The sequence below is a fragment of the Acidobacteriota bacterium genome (assembly GCA_016716715.1).
In the GTDB taxonomy this organism is placed as follows: Bacteria; Acidobacteriota; Thermoanaerobaculia; order UBA5066; family UBA5066; genus Fen-183.
Window position 1 is genome coordinate 115036 of the sequence record JADJVE010000004.1, and the last position, 18712, is coordinate 133747.

General features: G+C 70.0%; 22 protein-coding genes. 11 read left to right on the forward strand and 11 right to left on the reverse strand.

All coding sequences use genetic code 11. The features are described 5' to 3' along the window. Nucleotide 1 precedes the first annotated feature (1 nt). The 6 genes from IPL89_07795 to ffh form a co-directional block, all read right to left on the reverse strand. A complete protein-coding gene (locus tag IPL89_07795) occupies nt 2-694 on the reverse strand; it encodes a ribonuclease HII (GenBank protein MBK9063082.1) in 693 nt (230 codons plus the stop codon). A 53-nt stretch (nt 695-747) separates the two neighbouring features. Beyond that, nucleotides 748-1098 carry a 50S ribosomal protein L19 gene (gene rplS, locus IPL89_07800; protein MBK9063083.1) on the reverse strand — a complete coding sequence of 117 codons (351 nt, stop codon included), beginning with the start codon at nt 1096-1098 and terminating at the stop codon, nt 748-750. An 89-nt stretch (nt 1099-1187) separates the two neighbouring features. Next, the gene (trmD, locus tag IPL89_07805) at nt 1188-1937 is read right to left on the reverse strand and encodes a tRNA (guanosine(37)-N1)-methyltransferase TrmD (GenBank protein ID MBK9063084.1); all 750 of its coding nucleotides are present in this window, start codon (nt 1935-1937) and stop codon (nt 1188-1190) included. Nucleotides 1938-1945: 8 nt separating this feature from the next. After that, nucleotides 1946-2464 carry a 16S rRNA processing protein RimM gene (gene rimM / locus IPL89_07810; GenBank protein MBK9063085.1) on the reverse strand — a complete coding sequence of 173 codons (519 nt, stop codon included), beginning with the start codon at nt 2462-2464 and terminating at the stop codon, nt 1946-1948. Between the two features lie 32 nt (nt 2465-2496). Then, complete coding sequence (rpsP, locus tag IPL89_07815) at nt 2497-2730, reverse strand: 30S ribosomal protein S16 (GenBank protein MBK9063086.1); 234 nt, start codon at nt 2728-2730, stop codon at nt 2497-2499. 22 nt (nt 2731-2752) lie between these two features. Beyond that, entirely contained in the window at nt 2753-4054 is a 1302-nt protein-coding gene (gene ffh / locus IPL89_07820; protein MBK9063087.1) for a signal recognition particle protein, read from the reverse strand. Nucleotides 4055-4286: 232 nt separating this feature from the next. Here ffh and IPL89_07825 point away from each other — a divergent pair, with 232 nt between their 5' ends. The 5 genes from IPL89_07825 to IPL89_07845 all read left to right on the forward strand — a co-directional run bounded on the left by IPL89_07825 (nt 4287) and on the right by IPL89_07845 (nt 7015). Then, nucleotides 4287-4517: a hypothetical protein gene (locus tag IPL89_07825; protein ID MBK9063088.1), complete on the forward strand. Its 231-nt coding sequence runs from the start codon at nt 4287-4289 to the stop codon at nt 4515-4517. A gap of 112 nt (nt 4518-4629) precedes the next feature. Beyond that, complete coding sequence (locus IPL89_07830; GenBank protein MBK9063089.1) at nt 4630-5529, forward strand: hypothetical protein; 900 nt, start codon at nt 4630-4632, stop codon at nt 5527-5529. Between the two features lies 1 nt (nt 5530). Further along, nucleotides 5531-6139, forward strand: a complete 609-nt coding sequence (locus tag IPL89_07835; protein MBK9063090.1) for an HAD-IA family hydrolase — start codon at nt 5531-5533, stop codon at nt 6137-6139. A 28-nt stretch (nt 6140-6167) separates the two neighbouring features. Then, complete coding sequence (locus tag IPL89_07840; protein ID MBK9063091.1) at nt 6168-6656, forward strand: thioredoxin family protein; 489 nt, start codon at nt 6168-6170, stop codon at nt 6654-6656. 35 nt (nt 6657-6691) lie between these two features. Next, nucleotides 6692-7015: a DUF309 domain-containing protein gene (locus IPL89_07845; GenBank protein MBK9063092.1), complete on the forward strand. Its 324-nt coding sequence runs from the start codon at nt 6692-6694 to the stop codon at nt 7013-7015. On the opposite strand, the gene IPL89_07850 is transcribed toward IPL89_07845, so the two are convergent. From IPL89_07850 to IPL89_07860, 3 genes are read right to left on the reverse strand one after another with little or no spacing between them, the layout of a single operon-like run. Further along, nucleotides 7012-8319 (reverse strand): glycosyltransferase, encoded by a 1308-nt coding sequence (locus tag IPL89_07850; GenBank protein MBK9063093.1) that lies wholly within the window; start codon nt 8317-8319, stop codon nt 7012-7014. The genes IPL89_07845 and IPL89_07850 overlap by 4 nt on opposite strands. Beyond that, nucleotides 8316-9353 carry a glycosyltransferase family 4 protein gene (locus IPL89_07855; protein MBK9063094.1) on the reverse strand — a complete coding sequence of 346 codons (1038 nt, stop codon included), beginning with the start codon at nt 9351-9353 and terminating at the stop codon, nt 8316-8318. The genes IPL89_07850 and IPL89_07855 overlap by 4 nt, the downstream gene beginning before the upstream one ends. A gap of 8 nt (nt 9354-9361) precedes the next feature. Further along, entirely contained in the window at nt 9362-10798 is a 1437-nt protein-coding gene (locus tag IPL89_07860) for a class I SAM-dependent methyltransferase (GenBank protein ID MBK9063095.1), read from the reverse strand. Nucleotides 10799-10823: 25 nt separating this feature from the next. Between IPL89_07860 and IPL89_07865 the strand changes: the two genes are divergently transcribed. Continuing rightward, entirely contained in the window at nt 10824-11930 is a 1107-nt protein-coding gene (locus IPL89_07865; protein ID MBK9063096.1) for a PD40 domain-containing protein, read from the forward strand. Between the two features lie 18 nt (nt 11931-11948). Here the strand turns inward: IPL89_07865 and IPL89_07870 are convergent, their stop codons facing one another. Beyond that, nucleotides 11949-13046 carry an AI-2E family transporter gene (locus IPL89_07870; protein ID MBK9063097.1) on the reverse strand — a complete coding sequence of 366 codons (1098 nt, stop codon included), beginning with the start codon at nt 13044-13046 and terminating at the stop codon, nt 11949-11951. 716 nt (nt 13047-13762) lie between these two features. Between IPL89_07870 and IPL89_07875 the strand changes: the two genes are divergently transcribed. The 5 genes from IPL89_07875 to trmB are packed head-to-tail and all read left to right on the forward strand — an operon-like array spanning nt 13763 to nt 18176. Then, nucleotides 13763-14869, forward strand: a complete 1107-nt coding sequence (locus IPL89_07875) for an NUDIX domain-containing protein (protein ID MBK9063098.1) — start codon at nt 13763-13765, stop codon at nt 14867-14869. Then, a complete protein-coding gene (locus IPL89_07880; protein ID MBK9063099.1) occupies nt 14866-16152 on the forward strand; it encodes an HlyC/CorC family transporter in 1287 nt (428 codons plus the stop codon). The genes IPL89_07875 and IPL89_07880 overlap by 4 nt, the downstream gene beginning before the upstream one ends. A gap of 14 nt (nt 16153-16166) precedes the next feature. Beyond that, a complete protein-coding gene (locus tag IPL89_07885) occupies nt 16167-17156 on the forward strand; it encodes an isocitrate/isopropylmalate dehydrogenase family protein (protein ID MBK9063100.1) in 990 nt (329 codons plus the stop codon). Continuing rightward, nucleotides 17156-17449: a (2Fe-2S)-binding protein gene (locus IPL89_07890; GenBank protein MBK9063101.1), complete on the forward strand. Its 294-nt coding sequence runs from the start codon at nt 17156-17158 to the stop codon at nt 17447-17449. Before IPL89_07885 ends, IPL89_07890 begins: the two co-directional genes overlap by 1 nt. A 1-nt stretch (nt 17450) precedes the next feature. Beyond that, nucleotides 17451-18176, forward strand: a complete 726-nt coding sequence (gene trmB, locus IPL89_07895) for a tRNA (guanosine(46)-N7)-methyltransferase TrmB (protein MBK9063102.1) — start codon at nt 17451-17453, stop codon at nt 18174-18176. Here the strand turns inward: trmB and pgsA are convergent. After that, entirely contained in the window at nt 18136-18702 is a 567-nt protein-coding gene (gene pgsA / locus IPL89_07900) for a CDP-diacylglycerol--glycerol-3-phosphate 3-phosphatidyltransferase (protein ID MBK9063103.1), read from the reverse strand. The two genes, trmB and pgsA, sit on opposite strands and share 41 nt — an antisense overlap. Nucleotides 18703-18712: the final 10 nt, after the last annotated feature.

An 18712-nucleotide genomic window follows, 5' to 3' on the forward strand; every position in this document is an offset into this window, starting at 1 on the left:
TTCAGGCCGCCCGGGGCGCCCCGGCGCGGCGGCGCACGAGGACGCGTTCGAAGGTGAGGCGGTGCTCCGGGCTCGGCCCGTGGCGCCTCAGCGCCGCGAGGTGCTCCGGCGTCCCGTAGCCGCGGTGCGACGAGAAGCCGTAAAACGGGAAGACGTCGTCGAGCTCGTCCATCCGCGCGTCGCGCGCGGTCTTGGCGACGATCGACGCGGCGGCGATCGCCGCGACCCGCGCGTCGCCCCGGATGAAGGCGCGCTGCGGGACGTCGAGGCCGGGCATGTGGACCGCGTCGAAGAACACGAGTGACGGAGTCGCGCCGGCGCGCGCGAGGTTCTCGAGGGCCCGGCGCATCGCGAGAAGCGTCGCGTCCACAATGCCGAGCGCATCAATCTCCGCGGCGGTCGCCGCGCCGACCGCGGCCCCCGCGGCCGCGGCACGGATGCGGACGTCGAGGTCCTCGCGAACCTCGGGCAGGAGCGCCTTGGAGTCGTCGAGGCCGAGGAGCGGCTGCGGCCCCTCGAACACGACCGCGCCCGCGTAGACCGGTCCCGCGAGGCAGCCCCGCCCGACCTCGTCGACGCCGGCGATCAACCGGTGGCCTTCGGCACGCGCGTCGTCCTCGATCCGAAACAATGCAGAGACACGTTTCCTCTCAGACCCCAGGTCGCATGCATTCCGGCCGGCGCCAGGTCCCATCGTGCCTCAACTGTACCCCGCCCCGGGGCGACCCGCGGCGGAGAGTGTGGAGCTTAGTTGTCGCGCTTCTCGGCGATGCGGGCGGCCTTGCCGCGGCGCGCGCGGAGATAGTAGAGCTTCGCGCGGCGAACCTGTCCGTGGCGCTCCACTTCGATGCGCTCGAGGACGGGAGAGTGCACGGGGAACGTGCGCTCGACGCCGACACCCTGGGAGATCTTGCGAACCGTGAACGTCTCCCTCACGCCGCCGCCCTTGCGGGCGATGACGAGGCCCTGGAAGACCTGGATGCGTTCCTTTTCGCCTTCCTTGACCTTGACGTGGACCTTGACCGTGTCGCCGGGAGCGAACGGGGGAACATCCGACCTGAGTCCGGCCTTCTCGGCCATCAGAAGCTTGTCCGACATCTCGGAACCTCCAACACGAAACTGACGGGGGGAATCAGGCAGGGACACGTACATCCGCACCCCGGAAAGTTCGCCCGTAGCCGCCGATTCTACGTGGATCGCGGCCGCCCGGCAAGTCGCTCAAGGGTGGCCCTTTCCTCCGCTGAGAGGGGAGCCCTTTCGAGCAGATCGGGACGGCGCTTCCACGTGGCCTCGAGCTGCTGCTGGCGCCGCCAGCGGCGGATCAGCTCATGGTGGCCCGAGAAAAGGACGTCCGGAACGGCGAGGCCCCGGAACTCCCGCGGCCTGCTGTAGTGGGGGTGGTCGAGGAGGCCGTCCTCGAAGCTGTCCGCGCGAACGCTCCCCGCGTCGCCGACGACGCCGGGCACGTAGCGCGAGACGGCCTCGACGATCGCGAGGGCCGCGACCTCCCCACCGGAGAGGACGAAGTCGCCGAGCGAGATCTCCTCGTCGAAGAGGCCGGCCTCCCGCGTGCGCTCGTCGACGCCTTCGTAACGCCCGCACACGAGGGCGACGCGCGGCCGGGCCGCGAGCTCCTTCGCCACGGAGGCGTCGAACCGGCGCCCCTGCGGGGAAAGGAAGACGACATGCGGCGCCGGAGCGCCCGCCTCGCCCCGCAGCGCGTCCACGGCCGCGAAGATCACGGGAGCGGTGAGGACCATTCCGGGGCCGCCGCCGTAGGGTTCGTCGTCCACCTTCCGGTGGGCGTCGTCGCTGAAGTCGCGCAGGTCCAGGACACGCAGGTCGAGGAGCCCGGCCTCCACCGCTCGGCCGACGAGCGACTCGTCGAAGGGCGAGGCGAAGTACCCGGGAAAGAGAGTCACGACGTCGAAGCGCATGGCGGACCTCAGTCGAGGAGACCTGGTGGCGGATTGAGGACGATGCGTTTTCGCGCGACGTCGACCGACACGACGATGGGGGCCGTGAACGGGACCTCCCGCTCCCCCCGTACCGTCTCGAGGACGAGGATCGGGCGCCCGCCCGCGTCGGCGAGGGAACTGACGCGCCCGAGCCGGCTGCCCTTCTCGTCGAAGGCCTCCGCCCCCTCGATCTCCCAGTGGTAGACGAAGCCATCGGGGCGGGGAGCGACGTCCTGCGCGTTCACGCTCAACTCCGCGTTCCTGAGCGTCGCGGCCGCCGAAACGTCCGAAATTCCTTCGAAGGTGAGGAGAACGCGGTCCTGATGCGGGCGTGCCGCCGCGATGCGGACCTCTCGCACCTCGTGCGCACCGCCGGAGAGGCGGACTCTTAACCCTTCAGAGAATCTCTCCGGAAAATCCGTCAGCACTTCGACGACGACCTCGCCCTTCAGGCCGTGGGGCTTCACGACCCTGCCGATCACGACCCGGTCTTCGGGCGAGGTCACTCGATCGTTCTCGCGCGCCGGCGCTTCGCGCGTCAGGCGGGTTTCGCGATGAGCTTCCGCACGGTCTCGGAGGCGGAGGCGCCCTTCGCGATCCACGCCTTCGCCTTCTCACGATCGAGCTTGAGAAGCGGCGGGTTCTTCGTGGGGTCGTAGTGGCCGAGCTCCTCGAGGACCTTGGCGGTCGGCGTGCGGCGGCTGTCGGAGACGACGATACGGTAGGCCGGGGCGTTCGTGCCGCCGACGCGGCGCAGACGGATCTTGAGCATTTCTTTCCTTTTCTTCTGGACGTCAGCCGCGCATGCGCGCGGCGCCCTTCATCATCTTCTTCATCGAGAGGTATTGCTTGAGGAGCTGGTTGACCTCGGGAACGCTCGTCCCCGAGCCCTTCGCGATTCGCTTCTTGCGGCCGGCGTCGAGGATCTTCGGATCCTCCCGCTCGGCGGGCGTCATCGAGTCGATCATCGCCTCGAGGCTCTTTGTGGCGTTCTCGGGGATCTCGAGGTCGTGGAGCTGCTTCATCGGCCCGACCTTCGGGAGGTGGCCGAGCAGGCTGCCGAGCGAACCCATCTTCTTCAGCTGCGTCATCTGCTCGCGCAGGTCCGTCAGCGTGAACGTGTTCTTCCGGAGCTTCTCCGCCGCGCGGAGGGCCGCGGCCTCGTCGGTCTCGGCGGAGACCTTCTCGATGAGGGTCAGGACGTCGCCGAGGCCGAGGAGGCGCGATGCGGCGCGGTCCGGGTGGAACGGCTCGAGGTCCGCGACCTTCTCGCCGGTGCCCGTGAACTTCAGGGGCTTGCCGACGACCTTCGCGAGCGAGAGCGCGGCGCCGCCGCGCGCGTCGCCGTCCGTCTTCGTCAGGATGACGCCCGTGAGCGGGAGCTTCGCGCCGAACGCCTCCGCCGAGCGCACGGCGTCCTGGCCGGTCATCGCGTCCGCGACGAAGAGGATCTCGTCGGGCTCGGTGGCGGCCCGGATGCGTGCGACCTCGTCCATGAGGACCTCGTCGACGTGGAGCCGGCCCGCGGTGTCGACGATCGCCACGTCGTAGCCGAAGAGCTTCGCATCCTTCACGGCCGCCCGCGCCCGGGCCACGGCGTCCATCTCGCCCTTCGGGTCGAACGCCATCAGGCCGTTCTCTTTCGCGAGCGTCCGGAGCTGCTCGGTCGCGGCCGGGCGGTGCACGTCGGCCGGAATGAGAAGAACCTGCTTGCCGAAGCCCTTCTTGAGGTGGAGGGCCAGCTTGGCCGCGGTCGTGGTCTTGCCCGAGCCCTGAAGGCCGACGAGAAGGATCACGGACGGCCGCTTCTTGATCGCGAGAGGCGCCTGCTGGCCGCCGAGGATGGCCGTCAGCTCGTCCCGGACGATCTTGATGACCTGCTGGGCGGGCGAGAAGGAAGTCAGGACCTCCTGCCCCACGGCCTTCTCCCGGACGGCGGCCGTGAAGTCCTTGACGACGCTCAGGTTGACGTCGGCCTCCAGGAGCGCCGTGCGGATCTCCTTCAGCGCCTCGTCGACGTGGAACTCGGTCAGGTGGCCTTCGCCGCGCAGCTCCTTGAAGACACGCTGCAGCCGGTTGGAGAGGGACTCGAACATCGCCGCGCGGAGTGTATCAGGCGACCTTTCCGGGCCAAGTCACTGACAGGCTTGACAGAACGGGCGTTTCCCGTATCCTCTCCCCGAAGCTCGAGGCGGAGTGCATTCCGTCGGAGTTGGAGTGTTCCCGCCCGTTTCGCACGTCAAGCCCGGTTTCAACACGCTCGTTCCAGAAGACGCCAGAAGGCGCAACGTTCCACAAGAACGAAATCGAAAAAGGAGAACCCAGAACATGAAGAAGCTCACGTCCACCCTCGCCCTCGTCGCCCTCGCCACGTCGCTCGTTGCCTGCTCCAAGCCCGAGGAGAAGAAGCCCGAAGTGAAGGCCGAGGCCCCGAAGGTCGTCGAGGAGACCAAGACGACGTCCACGACCACCACGACTACGGCCCCCGACGCCGCCACGGCGACGACGGCCACGACCACCACCACGGTCACGACGACGTCCGCCCCCGCCACGAAGTAAGTACCGCTCCCTTAACGGAGCACGAGGACGCCCCGGCTCGCCGGGGCGTTTCTCTTTTTTGGGCCGGGCAGGCTGGCAGGTTCCTTGCGAAGATCGGAGATGGAGACGGACCATGACGAAACGCTTCGTACCCGCCCTCGCCCTCCTCGCGCTTCTTGCCGCCGCCTCCGCGCCCGCCGCCGAGCCGGCTTCCGATCCCCGGCCGGCGCCCGTCGCGCCGCGGGCGAGCGTTCCCGCACCGCCGCGAGACGCCGCCGGACGGACGGCGCTCGATTCGATCGTCTCGTCGGATTCGTTCCTGCCGGCCGTCCACATCAACGGCGCGTCGGGCGTCTTCCGCACCGACGTCTGGATCTTCAACCCCGACCCGAACATCAAGGCCGTCGTGGACCTCTACTACACCGAGGCGGACCGCGACGGCGCGGCCTCGCCGGGCATCCGCATCACGCCCGACCTCGATCCGCGCGAGTCGGTGACGCTGTCGGACATCGTCAAGGACTACTTCGGCAAGAGCTCGAGCTACGGCCTCCTCGAGGTGAGGGGCAGCCTCCCCCTCATCGTCACGAGCAACACGTTCAACGTCGCGGGAGCGACGCCCGGCACGTACGGCCAGTTCTCGCCCGGACAGGCCCTCCGCAACGCGCTCGGTTTCGACAACTCGATTTTCGGCGATCTCTACGTCACGGGGCTCGTCAACGATGCGAACCACCGCACGAACGCCGTCGTGATGAACCCGACGGGCACGACTCTCGAGGCGGGCGTCCAACTCGTGGACTCGGTCGGGAACGTCTACAAGACGGTCGTCAAGGTCGTCCCGCCGTACTCCCTCACCCAGCTCAACGACATCTTCTACCAGGATTTCGCTTCCTCGAACCCGCCGCCGGGCGGCCCGTGGCGCCTGAACGTCTACGTGGACCTCTCGAACGGCGCCAAGGTGCTCTGCTACGCCACCGTCACGGACCTCCGGACGGGCGACCCGTACCTCATCCCCGGACAGGCGGCCCGACCGTAGCGTGGCGCGCGCCCTCCTTCTCGACCTCGGCAACGTCCTCGTCCGCTTCGACCACGGGCTGACGCTCGCGCGGCTCGAGGAAGTCACGGGCATTTCCGCAGCCACGCTGAAGCCGCACGTCTTCGGACCGCTCGAGCGCGACTTCGACCTCGGGCGCATCGGCGCGGGCGCGTTCTTCCGCGCCGTGGAAGCGGCCGCGACCCTCCCCCGGCTTCCCGACGACGTCTGGATTCCGGCGTGGCGCGACATCTTCTTCCGAGACGAGCGCGCCCTCGCGCTGCTTCTGCGGCTTGCGCCGGGCGTCACGCCGGTCCTCGTGTCGAATACGAACGCGCTCCACTGGGAGGGCGTTCTCGCCGTCGCTCCCGAGATTCCCCGCCTCCTGCCGCGGCGCGCTCTCTCGTTCGAGATCGGCGCCGCCAAGCCCGATCCGGCGCACTTCGCCGCGGCTCTCGCCCTCGCAAACGCGGCGCCGCGCGACGCCGTCTTCGCGGACGACCGCGCCGAGATGGTCGAGGCGGCGCGGGCGCTCGGGATCGACGCGTTCGTGGTCCGGTCCTCGAAGACGCTGGAGGAAGATCTCGCACGACGGGAACTTCTGAGCTCGTGAGCCGGTGATCCGGGGATATTCTTTGAAGGTGAAGAGGGGAACGGTTCTCGCCGGCGTGCTGATCGCTTTTGCCGTCGCCGCCACCGGCTGCCGCGGCCGCGAGGAGGGTGCTTCGCCGGCGGGTGAGCCTCTCGACCATTCGAAGAAATCTTCCTCTTCCTCCCTCTCTCTCCCCTTTGTCGCCCTCTCCTTCGACGAGGCCCTTGCCCGGGCGCGCGCCGAGAAGAAGCTGGTCTTCGTCGACCTGTACGCGGACTGGTGCACCTGGTGCACGAAGATGGACGAAGAGGTCTTCGTCGAACCGCGCGTTCAGAAGGCGCTTCTCGCCTTCGTTCCGATCAAGGTGGACACCGACAAGAGCAGCGGGCGCGCGGTCGCGAATCGCTATCGGGTCGCGGGCCTGCCCGCGTATCTCGTCGTGAACGGCGACGGGGAGCTCGTGGCGCGCTTCGACGGCTACCTGCCCGTCGAGGCGTTCCTTCGGAAGCTCGGTCGCACCGCGGGCGGCAGCGGCTGAACGCAACGGGCGACCCCTCCCGCCATCCGCTCTTCATGAAGGGCCTCGAGGAGTTCCGCGCCGGGCGCTTCTTCGAGGCGCACGAGGAGTGGGAGTCGCTCTGGATGACGTCGGAGGGCGACGCGAAGCTCTTCCTCCAGGCGCTCATCCAGGTGGCGGCCGCCTGCGTCCACCTCACGCGCGGCAACGCCGCGCCCGGGGTACGGCTGCTGACTCTCGCCGACGAGAAGCTCGCGCGCTTCGCGAACGCCTTCGGAGGAATCAATACGGATTTTCTTAGAAAGGAAATCAGGCAGGCAGCGGAGCGAGTCGGGCGGGGCGACGCGCCGGACGAGGTCGCGAAGGCAATTCGGCTTTAGCGCAGGAGCGGCGCGAGGCGCGCCGCTGCCGCGGCGACGAGCGCCGCGTCGGGCTCGCGGCTCGCGGTGCCGAACGCGCCCGGGCGCCCGACGCCCACCTCGGCGAGCGCGTGCGCAACGTAGCCCCGGAGGCCGAGCGGGCGCGCTCGGCCTTCCGCGGCCTCTCGCAGGACGCCGGCGTACGCCTCGGCGACGCGATCGGGCCGCCGCGCCTCGCCCCAGGCGACTGCGGCCTCCGAGCGCGCATGCGTGCGCTCGGAATCGAAGGCGAGCGCTTCCATCTCGGCCGCCAGCCTTGGCACCTCGTCGCCCCCGACCGGCACCCTGGACGCGAACGCGTCGGGCAGCTCGCGGAACCAGCCAGTGTCCGAGACGATGAGCGGCAGGCCGAAGCCGGCGAGCCGGCAGACCGCGCCCGACGTCTCCCCCATCGTCGGGTGCCTGAGATTCACGCCGAAGTCGGCCGCGGAGGCGGCGCGCCAGAAGTCGTCGTCCGAGAGGTAGCCGCCGAAGGCGACGTCTCCCTCGAGGCCGTGCTCGTCGACGTACCGATGGAGCGGGTCGTCCTCCCCGACCGCACCGCCGACGAACAGGAACGGCCGGCGGCCGGCCGGAAGGGACGCGAGCGCCTCCAGGATCTTCCCGACTCTCTTCGCGGGCGTCACGACGCCCAGCGACGCCGCGACCGGCCGGCCGAGTGGCAGCCCGAGCGCGCGGCGCGCCTCGTCCCGCGGCGTGCGGGGCGCCTCGACCACGTGGTGCGGAATCTCGACCACCCGTGTCTTCGGGCTCTCGCGCAGCACGGCGCCCCGGACGAGCGCCGAGTGTGCGATCACCGCGTCCGCCGCGCGGACGACCGCCGCCGACATCGGGAACGCCCACGGGTCGAGGTCCCAAACCGGGATTCGCGGGCCGCGCCTCCCCTCCTCGGCGTGGGCGCGTCCGCGCGCGCCGTGCGCCGCCTCGAGGGCGCGCGCGTACTCGGCCTCCCGGCCGCGGTCGAGATACGCGGCGGCGAAGAGGTGGTGGAGGACGAAGTCGTGGAGGACGACGACGGCCGGCGTCCGGCGTCCCGGTGCGCACAGCGCCTCGACGGACGGAGCGTGCAGCGGGTCGTTGCCGACCTGGAAAAGGAGGACATCGTGGGCGGCCCGGAGGGCCTTCTCTGCATGGTCGGGTTCATAAGAGACGAGAGAAAGAGAAGATTTCTTTGAAAGTGAAGAGAGGATTTCGAAGTCGTAGTCTGCGATGCCGGAGCGCGTGGGCGGCAGCGGGCCGATGAAGCCGACGGAAAGAGGGGTCATCGAATTCCGCCCGCCTCGAGCAGGGACCTGACCGCATGGCTCCAGCTGATCCCTCTTACCCTTTCAAAGCCTCTCTCTCCGAATTCCCTGGATTTCTCCGAATTCGCCAAAAGGTCGGCGACAGCGGAGCCAAGTGCGGCCGGATCCGGCTGGACGACCCGCCCGTTCTCGCCGTCCACGACGAACTCCAGCGGGCCGCCGGAGTCCGTGCAGGTCACGACGGGCTTTTTCGAGAGAAACGCCTCGAGAGCGATGTAGCCGTAGTCCTCGTCGGCCGGCGGGAAGATGACCGCGCTCGACGTCGCATAGAGGGTCAGGAGCTCCTCGTCCGAGACCCGCCCTGCGAACCGGACGTTCGCGCCGCTCTTCTTCGCGATCGTCTCGAGCCGCGCCCGGTCGGGCCCGTCGCCCGCGATCACGAGGTGGAACTTCCCCGCCGCCGCGGCGCCGATCGCGAGGTCCATCCGCTTCCACGTGTCGAGCCGCCCGGCCGCGAGCGCGAACCCCTGCGACGGCTCCGCGCGGTACCGCCCCGCGAGCGGCGGCGGGTGGTAGAGCGCCTCGGCGGCGATCCCGTTGAACCGTGCGAGGCGGTCGGCGGTGTTCCTCGCGTTCGTGAAGATCTTCCGCGCCTCCCCGAGCCCCGTGCGGTCGGCGTCCGCGATCAGCTCGCGCCAGCGCGTGTCGGCCGGCGACGCCGTGAAGTCGCTCTCGGGCGTCCCGAACCGGTCGTACGCCTGGCGGAACTGGTGGATGAGCCAGACGACCTTGTTCTCGTGCCTCACGAGGTACGACGGGAACTTCATGGGGATGACGAGGTCGACGCGCTTGCCGTCGGCCTCGGAGACGTCGAGGAGCCGCCACGCGAGCGCGGACGTCAGGATCTCCTCGCGCGGATACCACTTGAACGGCAACCTCACGAGCTCGGCCTCGTGCCCGGCCGCGCGGATTTCGCGCACGAGGCCGTCGGCGTGCCGCTCGGCGCCGCCCGAGGCGAACGGCACCTGCGCGTTGCAGACGAGGATGCGGGCCATTTCCGAACCTACTTCACGCCCGTGACGGCGTAGTCCTGCGGCGCGAAGAGGAGCCGCGCGATCGGTGCGAGACGCGGGTCCTTCGCGGCCTCCGCGGTCAGGCCCTCGCTCTCCGGAACCGGAGACCTGAAGTCGACGGAGACGTCCCGGAACCCGCTCGCCGTGAGCAGCTGCGCGAGGGATGGCGCCGGCACGGGCCGCACGTGAGTGAGGTCCATCCAGAACCAGCGCATTGCGTAGACCGACTCCGGGTTGACCGTCTCGAAGAGGACGCGCCCGCCCGCGGCGAGCTTGCGGGCGGAAAGCTCGACGAGGTCGAAAAGCGACGACGGCGCAAGGTGCTCGACCACCTGGAACGCCGTGATCCCGCCGAGCGAGCCGTCCGGCCGGGCGGCGAGCCACGCGAAGAGGTCGGCCGCGTCCACGGCGAGCTTCTTCTCCTTCGCGCGCGCGGCCATGACGGGGTTCGCGTCGCATCCAATGCCCTTCACACCCTCGGCCGCGAGCGCCTCGAGGAACTCGCCGCGGCCGCATCCCAGGTCCGCGACGGGTCCCGGCGCCCCGCGGAAGAGCGCGGCGTCGGACTTCTGCCGGCGGCGGATCTCGTCCTCGCTGCCGCGGAAATGCTCCTCGAAGCTCACGTAGAGGCCCGCGCGCAGCGGGTCGTCGGCGCGGAGAGCGCCGCCGCCGGAATGAGCGCGGATTGCTTCGGACCCTCTCACCTCGGGTGGCGCCCCGGCGACGGCGACGTTCTGCAAATTGCTTCGAAGGGAGGACCAGTCGAGGCGCAGCATCCTGAGACCTTCGCCCGCCTCTTCCACCTTTCTAAGAATCTCCCCGGTCTTCTCGTTCTCTCGCTCTCTCTCCCGGGCGAGCACCTCGAAGCGCACGTCGCGGTCCCTCTCGAGCGCGTCGATCCTCTCGAGGCCCGCGTGGAGGTTCCCTACGATCGCCCCCGCCTCGGCGTCGAGGCGAGCCTCGAGTGCGGCCGTCGCCTCGGAGAGCCGAACCGCCGCCTCCGACCCGACACGCGCAGCGGCCTCCTCCGCGCGGCGCGACGCGTCGCGGGCGGCGACGGCCGACGTCGAGACGTCGCGCATGGCCTTCTCCGTCTCGAGAAGCGCCCCGCGCACGGCCTCGAGAAGCGCGGAATTGAACGTCGATTGGTCGCGCGTGACGATGCGGAGGAGCCTGAGGAGCGCGGCCTTGAGCGGGCGGAGGGCCGCCTCGGCCGGAAGGACCGGGCTCACGAACCGGCCGGCGTTCTCGAGGAGCGCGCGCGGCCACTCGTATGCGGGCCCGGCGCCGGGCGCCGCAAGCGGTGCGCCGGAGCGGGACTCGAGGCCCGAGGAGAGGCTCGCGGAGATCGCCGAGATCTGCGTCACGAGGTCCCGGGCGAGGGCGGCTGCGTCGCGGCCGGCCGCGTCGTCCTTGTTCGGGCTCATCTGTCGCTTATATTAAGCGCGAAACATGAGAAACCACCGCAGGTCCCTCGCCGTCGTCGCCGCCGCTGCCCTCGCCGCAGCGGTCCTGGCCGGTCTCGCCGCGATCGCCGCGGACGGGCCGCCGCCGAACCCGTTCGAGGGCACGCTCTCTCCGCTTTCGTACGAGGGCGAGAAACACCTCGCGAACGTCCGGCAGCTCACGTTCGGGGGCGAAAACGCCGAGGCCTACTGGTCGGCGGACGGGAAGAAGCTCATCTTCCAGTCCACGCGGCCGCCGCACGCGTGCGATCAGATCTTCGAGATGGACCCCGGCGCTCCGGAGAAGACGACGCGTCTCCTCTCGACCGGCAAGGGCCGGACGACGTGCGCCTACTTCTTCCCGGACGGGAAGCGTTTCCTCTACGCCTCGACGCACCTCGGCGGCGACGCCTGCCCGCCTCCGCCCGACATGTCGCACGGGTACGTCTGGGCGCTGTTCCCCGAGTACGACATCTTCTCCGCGAGCGCCGACGGGTCGGGCCTCAAGCGGCTCACGACGACGGCGGGCTACGACGCCGAGGCGACGATCTCGACGGACGGCAAGCGCATCGTCTTCACGTCGGCCCGCGACGGCGACCTCGAGCTCTACGCGATGGACGCGGACGGCTCGAACGTGAAGCGCCTCACGAACACCGTCGGATACGACGGAGGCGCGTTCTTCTCCGACGACGGGCAATGGCTCGTCTACCGGGCGCACCACCCGACGGAGCCGAAGGCCGTCGAAAGCTTCAAGGCCCTTCTCGCCCGCTCGCTGGTGAAGCCGACGACGCTGGAGATCCGCGTGATGCGCGCCGACGGCACGGGCGACCGCCAGGTCACGTCGAACGGCGCCGCGAACTTCGCGCCGTTCTTCTTTCGCGGCGGGCACGACCGGATCCTCTTCTGCTCGAACGCGGCGGACGCGAAGGGACGAAACTTCGACCTCTGGGCCGTGAACACGGACGGCTCGAGCCTCGAGCGCGTCACGTTCAACCCGACGTTCGACGGCTTTCCGATGTTCTCCCCGGACGGCAAGCGTCTCGCGTTCTGCTCGAACCGCCACAACGCGAAAGCCGGCGAGACGAACGTCTTCGTGGCGGACTGGGTGCCCTGACTCCCCGGATCCTCGTCGTCAGGATCCTGCACCCGGCTCGCGCGACTCTCTCGCGATCTCGCGCAGGATCTTCACGAGCATCACGCCCACGGCGAGGGACATCGGCCCGACGAAGACGCCGAGAAGGCCGAACGCCGTGAGGCCGCCGAAGACGCCGAGGAAGACGAGGAGCGTCGAGAGCTCGCTCCCCTTCTGACCGATCAGCATCGGCTTGAGCACGTTGTCCGCGAGCGTCGACGTCACGAGGACGTTCCAGAGGAGAAACGCGATCGCGGTCCCCGTCCGTCCCTTGACGAAGAGGACGACGAGCGCCGGTCCCCACACGATCGCCGTCCCCCCGACCGGGAGAAGGGAAAGGATGCTCATGGCGACGCCCGCGAGAATCGCGGACGGCAGGCCCGCGGCGACCCACGCGAGGGCGCCGGACGTGCCCTGGACGACCGCGCAGAGAAGCGAGCCCTTGAAGATGGACTCGAGCATGCTGCCGAGCGAGCGCACGATCCGCCGCCGTTCGGCGTCGTCGATCGGGATGAGGTCGGTGAGAGCCTCCACCATGCCCTCGCCGTCCCTGAGGAAAAAGAACAGCAGGAAGAGCGTCAGGACGAACGTGACCAGGATGTCGAGAAAGGAAAGCACGGCGGCCCCGCCCGCCGACGCGAGCCAGGAAGAGGCGTTTCGTGCGATCTCGAGGGCCTTGGTCTGGAGGTCCTCCGCCGAAAGACCGACGGTCTCGCGGACCCAGGCCGACACGCGCTCGACGCCGGGGATCGCGAGGACGTCGTTCCACGAGTGGACGTCGCTCTCCTTCAGCCTGGCCGCGGCGGCGGTCGCCGCCCCGGCCGCCTGGTTCAGGATTGCCGCGCCGAGGAGCACGGCCGGCAGAAGGACGACGAGCGCCACCGCGAGCGTGAAGAGTCCCGCAGCGAGGCCCTGGCGGTTTTCAGCCCGGGAGCGGACTCTCGCCCAGAGCGGCCAGAGCGCCACCGCGACGATGGTGGCCCAGAGGATCCCGGAGAAGAATGGGCGCAGGACGGCATAACTCAGCCCGCCCACGGCGACGAGGAGGACGAGCAGGAAGACGATGGGGTACAGGCGGGCACTACGGAACTGCGGCATGACCGTTCGATCATACGAAAGACGTTGATAGACTGGGTGGTTATGCGGCCTGCCGTGGCGCGCGTTCCGCGCCATCCTCCTCCTCCCGAGCCCTCCGACCCGGCCGCCCTCTCGCGGGCGGCGGTCGCGTCCGCGCTCACGCGGGGGTTCGCAGCCGCCGGCGTTCTCGCGGCCTCGCGTCCCGTGACCTGGGAGACGTACCGCGATTGGCTCCGCGAGGGCCGGCATGCGGAGATGGCGTACCTCGAGCGCGACGCGGCGGCCCGCATGCGGTTCGACTCGATTCTGCCGTTCGCGAAATCGGTCGTCGCCGTGGCCCGCGCCGTCCCCGGGACGGGCCGCGGGAACGTCGCGGCGTACGCGCGGGGCGAGGACTACCACCGGGTGGTGCGGCGGCACCTCAAGGGCGTCGTCGACGACGTGAAGCCGCTCGCGCCGAAGGGCTCTCACTTCCGCGTATGCGTCGACACCGCGCCCCTCCTCGAACGCGAGATCGCGGTCCGGGCGGGTCTCGGCTTCATCGGCAAGAACGGGATGCTCATCGTCCCGGGCGTCGGCTCGCACGTCGTCCTCGGGGAAATCCTCACGGACGTCACGCTCGCGCCTTCCGCCTCGCCGTTCACGGACGGCGCGGACCGCTGCGGATCGTGCACGGCCTGCCTCGAGGCGTGTCCGACGCAGGCGTTCGTCGCGCCGCGGGTCCTCGACTCGGCGAAGTGCCTCTCGTACCTGACGATCGAGAAGCGCGGACCGTTCACGGAGGTCGAGGAGGCCGCGCTGAATGGCCGACTCTTCGGCTGCGACGACTGCCAGGACGTCTGCCCCTTCAACGCGGCCCTGGACCCGGCGGGCCCCGCCCGCGGACCCGCGGCCTCGCTGGATCCGGAGGAGATCTTCGGTCTCGACGAGGACGGGTTTCGCGGCCGGTTCTTCGACTCCGCGATCTGGCGCGCCACGCGGAGCGGGCTCGTGCGGAACGCGCGCGCGGCGGTGAAACGGTGAGCGCGCCCGCCACCCTCCTCGTCGTGGCCGGCATCTTCGTGCGCGAGAGGCGGATCCTCCTCGCGCGCCGGCCGGCGGGCCGCCCGTGGGCCGGACTGTGGGAATTTCCGGGCGGCAAGGTGGAGGGCGGGGAGACGCCGGAGGACGCGCTCGTGCGGGAGTGGCGCGAGGAGATGGACGTCACGCCCGTGGGGCTGACTCCATTCACGTTCTCCACGACCGCCGGAGCGGGACCGGGGGACTCCTCACGGCACGTGACGCTGCTTTTCTTCGAAGTGAATGGGATCGTGGGCGAGCCGCGTGCCGTGACGGTCGACGCCGTTCGCTGGTGTTCCGCAGCGGAGGCGCGGCTTCTTCCGACGCCACCACTCGACGCTCCGGCCCTCCGCCAACTCCTCGAGGAGGCCGGCAGCGCCCACTTCCGCGACACCGAATCGGAAGCCGGGCTGGCGCTCGCGCGCGAGCACGCTTCCCGCACGCCTTTCATAGAAAATTCCGAATCTCTCTCCTCGGTCCGTGCCCTGGCGTTCCGGAAGCCCCGGAAGGACGGCGCGGGCACGGTCTCCGGCCTCCTCGTCGCGACGCCGGACGGCGGCGCCCGCGCGTACCGGAACGTCTGCCCGCACGTCCCGATCCCGCTCGACCGCGGCGGCGAGCCGCTCCTGACCGAGGAGGGCTTCCTCGCGTGCCGTAACCACGGCGCGCTTTTCGCCGTGGAAGACGGGTTCTGCGTGGCCGGGCCGTGCGCGGGCGAATCCCTCGAGGCGATCCCGGTGGAGCCACGCGGCGCCGGATGGGCCCTTGCCGGAGGCGGAGCATGAACGACGGCCTGCTCCTCGCCCTCTACGCCCTCTGCGCGATCGGATCGGCGTTCTTCTCCGCGGCAGAAACCGCGATCACGTCCCTGACGGATTCGGCGGTCTTCCGCATGAAAAGCGAGGGCCGGAAGGGCGCCGAGCGCCTGGAGCGCCTGCGCGCGGACCTGCCGAAGACTCTGGGGACGCTCCTGGTCGGGAACACGCTCGTGAACGCGGCCGCCGGCTCCCTCGGCGCGGGCCTCGCGATCTCGGCCTTCGGCGAGAAGTGGGGTGTCCTCGCCGCAACCGTCCTCACGACGATCCTCCTCCTCGTCGTCTCGGAGGTCACGCCCAAGACGCTCGCCGCCCGCCGGCCCGAGGCGCTCGCCATCCTTTTCGTCGGCCCCGTCGAGACTTTCGTGAGGCTCCTGTCCCCCGCGACGATCTTCTTCTCGGCCATCGCCCGATGGATCCTCGGGCCGTTCGGCGTCGGGGAGTCCGCGGACGTCACCGAGGCGGACGTCAAGAGCGTCATCTCGCTCTCGCGCGAGCAGGGCGGTCTCAAGCGCGAGGAGAGCGACCTCCTGCACGCCGTTCTCGCGTTCGGCGACACGCCGGTACGCGACGCGATGGTGCCGGGGGCCCGGATCGTCTCGCTCGACGTCGCGTCGTCGTTCGAGCGGGTCGAGGCGGTCTGCCGCGAGCACCGTTACAGCCGCTACCCCGTCACGCGAGGCCACGAGGACGAGGTCATCGGGGTCCTCCACGTAAAGGACCTCTTCGACGTGACGGACGCCGACGAGGCGACCTTCGACCTTTCGCGCTACCTGCGGCCCGCCGTGTTCGTCCCCGAGCTGAAGCGCGCCGAGGACCTCCTGCGCGAGATGCGGCGCCGCCGCTTCCACATGGCGGTCGTCGTGGCCGAGAGCGGCGCCGTCGCCGGTCTCGTCACGCTGGAGGACCTCATCGAGCAGATCGTCGGAGACATCTTCGACGAGCACGACGAGCCCGCGCGGCCGCCCGTGGCCGAGGGGACCTCCCTGCTCGTCGAAGGAGGGTATCCTCTGGCCTCACTCGAGCGGGACCTCGCCGTCTCGTTCGACGACCCGGAGGCCGAGACGGTCGCCGGATTCCTCCTCCGCAAGTTCGGACGCATCCCCCGCGCGGGCGCTCGCACCCGCGCGGGCGGCGTCGAGTTCCTCATCGAGCGCGCCACTCCCCGGGCCATCGAGCGCGTTCGCATTCTCCGACCGGACGCGCCGCGGCCCGCGGACGACGCCGACAACCGAAAGGCGACCCCATCGTGACCCCGAAGAACCGCATCGTGACCCTCGTCCCCGGCGACGGCATCGGCCCCGAGATCACGGCCGCCGTCGTGGAGATCCTCGCGGCCGCCGGCGCCCCCATCACGTGGGAGCGCCACGACGCCGGGGAGGTCGCGTTCCGCGACACGGGCAATCCGCTTCCACCCGACATCGTGGCCTCCATTCACCGCACCAAGGTCTGTCTCAAGGGCCCGGTCACGACCCCGATCGGCGGCGGCTACAAGAGCGTGAACGTCTCGCTTCGCCAGGCCCTCGACCTCTACGCGAACCTCCGTCCCGTGAAGAACCTCCCGAACGTCGCCTCGCGATACGGGGACCTCGACCTCGTCGTCGTCCGCGAGAACACCGAGGATCTCTACTCGGGCATCGAGCACGTCGTCGTGCCGGGTGTCGTCGAGTCCATCAAGATCATCACGGAAAAGGCCTCCACGCGCATCGCGCGCTTCGCCTTCGAGTACGCCCGCACGCACGGCCGCCGGCGCATCACGGCCGTCCACAAGGCGAACATCATGAAGCTCTCGGACGGTCTCTTCCTCGACTGCTTCCGCACGGTGGCGAAGGAATACGCGGACATCCAGGCCGACGACGTCATCGTGGACGCCGCGTGCATGAAGCTCGTCATGAACCCGAAGCAGTTCGACATGCTGCTGCTCGAAAACCTCTACGGCGACATCATCAGCGACCTCGCCTCCGGGCTCGTCGGCGGGCTCGGCATCACGCCCGGCGCCAACCTCGGAACGCAGTGCGCGGTGTTCGAGTCGGTGCACGGCTCGGCGCCCGACATCGCGGGCAAGGGCATCGCGAACCCCACCGCCCTTCTCCTCTCGGCGACCATGCTCCTCCGCCACATCGGCGAGGACGAACGCGCCGCGCGCATCGAGAAGGCCCTCAACGCCGCGATGGCCGACGGCAGCGCGAAGACGCGCGACGTCGGCGGGACCGCGACGACCGCCGCTTACGCCCAGGCGGTCATCGCCCGCCTCTGATGCCGAAGGTCGTCTTCCTGAACGAGGGCCGCCGCTCCGAGGTGGCCGCCGGCACGACCGTCCTCGCGGCCGCCGACGCGCTGCGCGTCCCGATCGGCCGCGTCTGCGGCGGCGGGGGCACGTGCTCGACGTGCCGCGTCGAGGTCGTGGCCGGGTCCGAGAATCTCTCTCCAATCGGGGAGAACGAGATCGCCTACGACCTCGGACCGAACGTGCGACTCGCGTGCCAGGCGCATGTGCTCGGCGACGTCGGCGTCCGGGTCCTCGTGATCCCGCGCGCCCTGGTGGTGTGACGTGAGCCGCCCCTCCGTCCGCCGCGCGCTCAAGCGCTCCGGGGTCGTCCTGCCGCCCCGGCCTCCGCGCACGGGGCCGCGCAACCTCGGCAGGGTCCCGCCGCCGAAGATCTTCCTTCCCGGCGAGAGCGCCGAGGCGGGAGTCGTCGACTTCTCCGCGATCTTCGGGCGGACCGCGCCCGTCGAGATGGAGATCGGCGTCGGCAAGGGCCGCTTCCTCCTCGGCGCCGCGGCCGCGGACCGGGAGCGCGACTTCTTCGGCCTCGAGATCGAGGCGGAGTACGCGGCGATCGTGCGGGTGCGGGCGGAGCGCGCGGGCCTCACGAACGTCCGCGTGGAGCGGCTCGACGGCAAGGCATTCGTGCGCGCGCGCCTCGCCGCCGGCTGCCTCGCGGCGCTGCACGTCTACTTCCCGGACCCGTGGCCCAAGAAGCGGCACCACAAGCGCCGCCTCGTGGCCCCCGAGTGGGCCTCCGCGGCGGCGCGCGCGCTCGAGCCTGGCGGCCTCCTGCGCGTCGCGTCGGACCACGCGGAGTACTGGGCCGTGATCGACGCCGTCCTGTCTGCGGAGCCTCTCTTTGCGAAGCTCTCTCCCGAGGAGGCCGGCGAGTGGTCGACCGGCACGAACTACGAGTTGAAGTTCCTGAGAAGCGGCCGGCCCATCCGGAAGGCCGTCTTCCGCCGCGTCACGACTCCGGCGTCCGCTCCATCGCCAGCAACGGCTTGAGGAACTTCCGGAAGTAGTCGAAGCCCGAGACGAGGGCCATGGCCATCATGACGTAGAGGGCCGCGCGGCCCGTCTTGCGCCAGAGGCCGATGTCGTCGAGCTTCGCGCCGAGGATCATGAGCGAGATCCCGACGATCTGCGTCCCCATCTTCCACTTGCCGAGCTTGCTCGCCGCGATCGTGATCCCGTGCGTCGCCGCGATCGAGCGGAGACCCGACACCGCGAACTCGCGCCCGATGATGATGCAGACCGCCCACGCGTCCGCCTCCTGGAGATCCACGAGCGAGATGAGCGCCGCCGAGACGAGCAGCTTGTCCGCGATGGGGTCGAGCAGCGTCCCGACCGTCGTCACCTTCTTGTACCTGCGCGCGAACCAGCCGTCCGCCCAGTCCGTGAGCGCGGCGAGGAGGAACACGGCCAGCGCCATGTATTCGCGCGCCGGCAGCTTCGTCAGAAGGAGGACGACGAGGAGCGGAACGAGAAAGATGCGAAGGAGGGTCAGGGCGTTTGGAACGTTGAAGAACACCGGGCCGGGA

Bases quoted from the DNA above. Each gene is read 5' to 3' on its own strand.
- IPL89_07795 (MBK9063082.1), bottom strand. From the start codon at position 694: ATGGGACCTGGCGCCGGCCGGAATGCATGCGACCTGGGGTCTGAGAGG.
- rplS (MBK9063083.1), bottom strand. From the start codon at position 1,098: ATGTCGGACAAGCTTCTGATGGCCGAGAAGGCCGGACTCAGGTCGGAT.
- trmD (MBK9063084.1), bottom strand. From the start codon at position 1,937: ATGCGCTTCGACGTCGTGACTCTCTTTCCCGGGTACTTCGCCTCGCCC.
- rpsP (MBK9063086.1), bottom strand. From the start codon at position 2,730: ATGCTCAAGATCCGTCTGCGCCGCGTCGGCGGCACGAACGCCCCGGCC.
- ffh (MBK9063087.1), bottom strand. From the start codon at position 4,054: ATGTTCGAGTCCCTCTCCAACCGGCTGCAGCGTGTCTTCAAGGAGCTG.
- IPL89_07825 (MBK9063088.1), top strand. From the start codon at position 4,287: ATGAAGAAGCTCACGTCCACCCTCGCCCTCGTCGCCCTCGCCACGTCG.
- IPL89_07830 (MBK9063089.1), top strand. From the start codon at position 4,630: ATGACGAAACGCTTCGTACCCGCCCTCGCCCTCCTCGCGCTTCTTGCC.
- IPL89_07845 (MBK9063092.1), top strand. From the start codon at position 6,692: ATGAAGGGCCTCGAGGAGTTCCGCGCCGGGCGCTTCTTCGAGGCGCAC.
- IPL89_07850 (MBK9063093.1), bottom strand. From the start codon at position 8,319: ATGACCCCTCTTTCCGTCGGCTTCATCGGCCCGCTGCCGCCCACGCGC.
- IPL89_07855 (MBK9063094.1), bottom strand. From the start codon at position 9,353: ATGGCCCGCATCCTCGTCTGCAACGCGCAGGTGCCGTTCGCCTCGGGC.
- IPL89_07860 (MBK9063095.1), bottom strand. From the start codon at position 10,798: ATGAGCCCGAACAAGGACGACGCGGCCGGCCGCGACGCAGCCGCCCTC.
- IPL89_07865 (MBK9063096.1), top strand. From the start codon at position 10,824: ATGAGAAACCACCGCAGGTCCCTCGCCGTCGTCGCCGCCGCTGCCCTC.
- IPL89_07870 (MBK9063097.1), bottom strand. From the start codon at position 13,046: ATGCCGCAGTTCCGTAGTGCCCGCCTGTACCCCATCGTCTTCCTGCTC.
- IPL89_07880 (MBK9063099.1), top strand. From the start codon at position 14,866: ATGAACGACGGCCTGCTCCTCGCCCTCTACGCCCTCTGCGCGATCGGA.
- IPL89_07890 (MBK9063101.1), top strand. From the start codon at position 17,156: ATGCCGAAGGTCGTCTTCCTGAACGAGGGCCGCCGCTCCGAGGTGGCC.